The sequence below is a fragment of the Achromobacter sp. Marseille-Q0513 genome, assembly GCF_018195695.1.
Classification (GTDB): Bacteria; Pseudomonadota; Gammaproteobacteria; order Burkholderiales; family Burkholderiaceae_B; genus Achromobacter.
The window spans coordinates 1-5,507 of sequence record NZ_JAGTJY010000272.1; the positions used below are offsets into that span (position 1 = coordinate 1).

1 protein-coding gene is annotated in these 5,507 nt (G+C 72.1%); it reads right to left on the reverse strand.

Annotation, left to right across the window (positions count from 1 at the left end; all coding sequences use genetic code 11):
* Positions 1 to 5,507 (reverse strand): filamentous hemagglutinin family protein (locus tag KDH83_RS32730; RefSeq protein ID WP_249205432.1); only part of this gene is annotated, 5,507 nt, incomplete at both ends.

A 5,507-nucleotide genomic window follows, 5' to 3' on the forward strand; every position in this document is an offset into this window, starting at 1 on the left:
GCGATGCCCGCGCCAGAACTCGGCGCGTTCGGCGACAGCGCCACGTTGCCGACCGTGTCATAGACCCGGCGCGGCGGCGTGTACACCACCGTGGTCTTGGCGCCCCGGCCGGCGTTGATGTCGCCTTCGGCAGACCACGCCAGGATGCCGCCGCCAAACGTCGTCATGATCCGGCTCTGTCCCAGCAGGATGCTGCGCCGGGCGTAGAGCGAGATCTCGCCCGCGCCCTGCGTGACCACGCCGGCGCTGGCCGGCGGCGCCGCGCCTTCCACGCCATAGACCTGCTGGCCGCCGGGACTGAGCACCTGGATGTCGCCGCCCACGATGCTGCGCAGGCCGGTTCCGCCGTACAGCGTGATGTCGCCGTCGTAGACGCGCGCCGCGCCGTCGGGGCCGCGCTCGGGGAACAGCGCGGCGATCGCCTGGCGGCCGCGCAGGTAGCTGCCCTGGCGCGCGCTGTCGCGGGCGTTGTACTCGCGTCCGCCGGCGCGCAGCTCGGCGAAATAGACCTGGCGGGCGAAGATGCGCTGCTGTTCCGGCGGCAGCGCCGCCAGATACGCGGGCGCGTCCTCGACCGCGCCCGTGTAGCCGTGGCGCTGGACGAGCCACAGCAGCAGCTCGGCCTCGTAGGTCTTGAACGGCTTGCCCTGGTCGGTCAGCGGCCGCGACGGATCCGCCGCGCCACCCAGGTAGTAATCCAGCAACGCGCGGTAGTCGGGGCCGGCCGCGCCGGCGCCGGCCGTCAGCGCGATGGCCGCGCCGCGACGCGTGTCGCCGGCGACCACGGGCCCCAGACTGATCAGGCTGCCCTTGTCCTCGGCTCGGAGATGACGGCCGGCCTCGACTTCCAGCACGCCCGGGCCGGCCACGATGAAGTTGCTGCGCACGATGTCGCGCCCGGCGCTGACGATGGAAACGTCATGATCCGAGCCGTGCGTGAACAGATTGCCCATGGAATTGGCCATCGTGTCGGTGCCAAACATGCCGGGCACCAGCAAGGGCTCATCGTAGGAGGTGCCGCTGTTGACGATGTCGCGCCCGGCCATCATGCGCACGGCCCCGGCATTGAGATACCAGGACTGGCCGCCCATGCGGCCCGAGGTGAACTCGAAGCGTTCACCCACCCTCAGGCCGACGATGTCGCCTTGCGCCGCCCGGATCTGCGCCGGCGTCTCCGGCCCTGCTCCGACCACCGTGTAAGAACCGTTCGCCAGCAGGTCCAGCGGCAGACCCAGCGCGCCCGGCGCGCGCACGCCGGACAAGCCGGGCGCGAACGGCGTGGCCAGCGCCGACAGATCGGCGCCGGAACGATTGACGGCATAGCCGCTGGCATAGATCGAACCGCCCGCCAGCAGTTCCAGCGCGCTGTTGGGCGACGGCGCCAGCAGCATGGAATAGCCCAGTGCCCTGTCCAGGCCGCGCGCGGCGGACGGCCCCATATAGATGCTGCCCGACGGCGCCGCGGCGGTGAAGATGGACGGATAGGTGAAATGGATGCCGGTCAGGCCGGCCGTCGGCGTCAACCCGTTCCAGTTGCTGTCCGCCAGCTGCGAGCCGGGCGTCAGGTTGCCGCCGGCCGAGTACATGCGGATCGCCGACGACGGCGTCCACAGGCTGAACCAGCCTTCGCCCGCCTGCAAGTAGTCCAGCGGCGTGAGCCGGCCGGGATCGCGCACCGTGCCCAGCACCAGGTCGCCGTGCGCCTCCAGGTTGAACACGGCATCGCCCGGCATCAGCGCCAGGCCCCCGCCAGCCAGCGCCATGGTGGACGCGTAGGCGTCATAGGCGCGGATCTCCTTCAGATCCTGCATCATCGCGAAAGGACCGTAGCGCCGCTCGATGGTGCCCTGCACGCCGGCCCGGATGTCGGCGCGGCCGCGCAGGTTGGCGGCCAGCCCGTTCAGCGCCATGTGGCTGTTTTCGTAGCGGCCGGCATTCAGGCCCATATAGGCGCTCTGCGTGGGATTGAGCCCGCCGCCGATGCGCACGTCCATGTCGCCGCCCCCCGTCTGCAGCAGCGAGCCGTCGGCGCGGGCGCGGCCGGTGGCGCCCACCGCCAGCACCAGGCCCTGGCTGCGCGGCGATTCGCCGTTGATCCATTCGGTGATCGGATTGCCGACCCGGGTGACCGCGCCGGCATCGCCGCCCACGTCCACGCGCAGATCGCCGCCACCCAGCGTGCCGAAGCCCGTGAAACCCACCAGGTACGGCGCGTCGGCGCCGCGGATGTAGGTGCCGAAGTTGATCCACCACGCCGAACTGGACGCGTCGGCCTGGCGCCACAGCCAGTTGGACGGATCGGTGTTGGGCATCTGCGTCATGCGCTGGCCTTCGCCGGCATAGCTGCCATTGCTCCAGCTGTCGCCCGCCAGGTCGCGGCCGGCGCGCACCAGCACGTTGCCGCCGCCTTCCGGGTACCAGGCGCGGTAGGTCCGGTCGTCGCCGGCCACCAGCTTTTCATAGTCCTGGCTGCGCTTGTCCAGCACCTTGCCGTCCTCGGCGCTGACCGCGCGCGCACGCTGGAAGGCCGCGTCCACGCCGGCGGCCTGGGTGCCGGCCGTGTACACGCCGAACGGCGACTTCATGCGCAGGTCGCCGCCGGCCACCAGCTCCAGGTCGCCGGCGCCGGTGCGCAGCACGCTGAAGGCCGGGCTGGCGATCTGGCGGTCGAGCAGGCGGCCTATGGTTTCGACCGGCGGCGTGCCGGGCAGCATCTGCCCCTGGGGCAGGCAGATGCCCGCGTCGACGCAGACCAGATCTTCCCAGACCTTGGGCACGGGCGCGCCGACCACCACCGGCTCGTCCAGCATGCCGTCGTACCACTCCTTGCCCATCTCGGTCCAAAGGTAGCGGACCTTGTCGCAGACGCCGTCGTTGCACTGCGCGGCGACCGCGTCCGACACCGGCTGGCCCAGCTTCAGTTCAGGATGCGAGCCGCCGAAGGTCAGCATGCAGACATCGTTGCAATACCAGAGACCGAGCGGACCGCCTGGCGTGCCGGGCGTGACGAAGATCTCGTGCTTGTCATACACCGTGTAGTGCGAATCGGCCAGGATCAGGTTGCCGGCCCCGTCGCGCGCCCGCGCGATGCGACTGTCGGCGGCCGTGGGATCGGCGCCGGCCACCGCGCGCAGCGACCAGGACTCGGATCCGGCCGGCAGCATCGAGGCCACCGCCCAGTTGCGGCCCATGTTGCCCTGGCCGTCGGCCGGACGCAGCGGCAGCACCATCGGATCGCCAGGCAGCCTGACGTTCGTCATCGACGGCAGCAGCGCGCCCATCTTCAGCGTCAGCTCGCCATTCAACGTCATGCGGGCGGCCAGCGGCGCGCCCGCCGGCCACAGCATGGCCTTGGCCGCCGTCTGCGCCGGCGTCACGAAACCTGCGCCCAGCCGCGCATTGACGGGCAGCGTCACGGCCTCGCCCAGCAGCGTGCCGGCGGCGTACAACAGCGCGCCGTCGGCCGCCAGCACCGGGCCGCCCAGGACCGTATTGGCCGGAATCGTCAGCGGCGCGGCCAGCGTCACCGCCACCGGCAGACGTTGTCCTGCGTCCACGCTGAAATCCTTGACCGGCAGGTCATAGTTCAGCGTGCGCTGCGGCGGAAAGATCGAGCCGTCGGCCAGCTTCACGCCGCCCACGGGCAGGACCATGTCGCCGCCGAAGGACAGCGCGCCGGGCTTGAGCACCCAGCCATCATCGTCCGGCGTGACCGGCGGCGGCGCGAAGCCGTCGTTGATGCTGCCGTAGACATGCAGGTCGCCGCCGGCGCGCAGGGTCAGGAAGCCGGATTCGCCCGAGCCGATCAGCGCCGTCCGCGAGCGCGCCGGATCGATGCTGTCGTAGCGATGGCCGGACAGGTCCAGGTCACCGCGCACCACCAGGTCGCCGGCCGCGTACAGTTCCAGGCCCGGCCGCAGGTGCAGCGCATCCAGGTAGCGCGCATTGTTCAGGCCCGCCAGCCTGCCGCGCAGCAGCGCGGGATTGGCCAGCGCCGCCTGCATGAAGCGCTCGCTGTCCGCGTGGCGCTGGTTCAGGTAGTCCTGGTCCACATACTTGTAGGGCTTGCCGCCGGCCGCGTCGTTGCCGTCCAGCAGCACGGCGTCGCGATACATGGCGTTGACCACGATGGCGCGCGCGCCCTGGATGTCCAGCGCGCCCGACGCGTCGATCAGCATGTCGCCGCTGGTCTGGCCGGTGCGCGGCGCGTTCAGCGTCAGGGTGCCGCGCGCCCGGCCGTCCAGCCTGCCGGCCGGCGCATCGGTGCCGTGGCGCAGGTCGACGCGGGCACCCGACGCCAGCGTCAGCAGGCCGTCGGTGGCGCTCAGTTCCACGATGGCGCGGTTGGGGCTGTCGATGATCTGGCCACGGCCGTCCACGCGCAGTCCCGTGCCGTGCGCGTCCAGCACGGCCTGGCCGCCGATCGTCAGGCCGTGCCGCGCCGCCAGCCGGATCGCGCCGACCTCGATGCCGCTGGCGTCGATGCGCCCGGCCACGGTCAGACTGCCTGCATCCAGCGACACATTGATTTCGCCCGCCTTCAGGCCATCGCCGATCACCAGGTCGCCCTGCTTGAGCTGGAAGCTGCGCCCGCCGTACATGCCGGCGGTGTTCAGGCGCGCGTTCAACGCGGCGAAGGCCTCGCTGGGCGTGCCATCTCCCAGCCGCTGCGCCGCGATGTCGATCGCGCCGGCGCGGAACGGCACCAGCGTGCCGCCGGCATCGGTCCAGCCGCTGGCCGCGCCGAGCAGCGTGCCGCGCAGATCGACCCGGCCGGCGGCCGGGTCGACCGCGCGCGCCGTCAGCGAACCTGCCTGGTTGAAACGCGCCGACACATCGATCACGCCGCCCTCGGCCTGCAGGATGTTGCCACGCGCGCTGTCGAGCAGCACGTCGCCGCCCCAGCTGTAGCGCGTCAGTTCGCCGAAGGCCGCGCCCCGGCCCCCGGCATCCAGGCGCGAACGCGCGCCCAGCACGATGTCGCCGTCGGCCTCGATGCGGATGCGGCCGCTGGGCGCGGCGAGCTGCGTGTCGACGAAGACCGACGCGCCCTTCAGGCCCAGTTCCGCGCCCAGCCCGGATGCCGTGGACGGCGCCGCGCCGTCGCTTGCGGTCACGCGCAGCGCGCCGCCCGCCGTCATCCGAATCACCGAGCCGGCCTCGCCCGTCAGCACGGGCGTGCGGATCAGCAGGTCGCCGCCGCTGTAGCGATAGCCCACGCCGCTCTCGTAGCCGTCCTGGCTGCGGTAGACGGACAGGCTACCGCGCTGGTTGGCGGTCAGTCGCCGGCTCGCGTCCAGCACCACGGACGAGAAGCCCAGCGCCAACCGGCCATCGCGCCGCAGGCCATCCGGCTGCGCCTGCGCGCCGTAGCCCAGCACGATCTCCTCGGCCTCGATCGCCAGCGTGCCCGCGCCGGTGCCGGCGCCGCCCGCCACAACCGAGGCCGGCGCGGCGGCCGAGCCCGGCCCCACCACGCGCGGCCTGCGGATCGCCGCCCCGTCGCC